At 74.6% G+C, this 1,152-nt stretch carries 2 protein-coding genes; both read right to left on the bottom strand.

Annotated features, from left to right (window positions below; translation table 11 throughout):
- Positions 1-46 precede the first annotated feature (46 nt).
- The gene (locus ACXJMZ_RS37265) at positions 47-847 is read right to left on the bottom strand and encodes an SDR family oxidoreductase (RefSeq protein WP_457034425.1); all 801 of its coding nucleotides are present in this window, start codon (positions 845-847) and stop codon (positions 47-49) included.
- Positions 844-1,152 (bottom strand): hypothetical protein (locus ACXJMZ_RS37260; RefSeq protein WP_457034424.1); only part of this gene is annotated, 309 nt, incomplete at its 5' end. The genes ACXJMZ_RS37265 and ACXJMZ_RS37260, both read right to left, overlap by 4 nt.

The raw sequence follows: 1,152 nt of genomic DNA, 5'->3' as shown, positions 1-1,152 counted from the left end.
CACCCGCCGAGGGCGATCACGGCGGGCGGCGCGGCGATGAGCAGGTTCATGTGGTGTGCACCTCGCCGCCGTCCACCCCGAGCACGTTGCCGGTCAGCCAGGAGGAGTCGAGCAGGGACAGGTGGGTGACCACCTCGGCCACGTCCTCCGGGGTGGTCAGCCGTCCGTGCGGGTTGCCGGCCCTGGCGCGTTCCAGCAGCTCCGGGTGCTCCGGTATCCGCTCCAGCGACCGGGTGCGGGTCACCCCGGCGCGGATCGCGTTGACCGCGACCCCGTCCGGCGCGAGCTCGACGGCCAGCTGGCGGACATGGGCCTCCAGTGCGCTCTTCGCGGCCGACACCGGGCCGTAGTTGGCCGAGACGCGGGCGGTGCCGGCACTCGTCATGGCGAACACCTTGGCGCCGGGGTGGAGCAGCTTCGCGGCGTACAGGTCCTGGGTCCAGTAGACGAGCGAGTGCGCCATCACGTCCAGAGTCATCGTCAACTGCCTGGCCTCGACCGGTGCTTGATCGTCGGTACCGCGCAGGTAGGGGGCCAGCGTCCCGAATGCGAGTGAGTGCAGCAGCACCCGCACTCCGCGCTCTGCCGCCAACTCACCCAGCCGTTCGGTCAGTTCGGCTCGGACACTGCGGCTCGCGGCGTTCGCGTTGTGGAACTCCACGGTGCCGCCGTAGCCGCGCAGTTCCTCGACCAGCTCGGCCACCCCGTCGTGCCCGGCCGCGGTGTCGAAGTGCACGCCCAGCACATGGGCGCCTCGGCGGGCCAGGCCGCGCGCCACGGCTGCACCGATGCCGCTCGACGCGCCGAGCACCMGGGTCCAGGAGCCCTTGAGGGCGTCGTCGCTCATGCCGCCGCCTCCCCCGCGCCCACGACCGCCAGGGCGACCCGGCCGGTGCTGCCCGCCACCACGACCAGGTGCGGTCCGCCGGCCGAGGCCAGCGCCTCGACCAGCCGCAGCATCGGGGCCAGGCAGCCCGCGCCGAGCGCCTCGGTGCGGACCTCCCCGTACCGGGCGAGTTCCCGGCCGACCTGCTCGGCCACCGGGGAGCCGTCGGCCACCAGGTGCACCGCGCCGAGCGCCGGGCCGTCGTCGCCGAGCAGCCGCGCCAGGGCCGCGGCCAGCAGCTCGCGCGCCGCCGGGCCGGACGGTAC

The organism is Kitasatospora sp. P5_F3, assembly GCF_054049135.1.
This window is presented reverse-complemented; position numbering and strand designations above follow the sequence as displayed.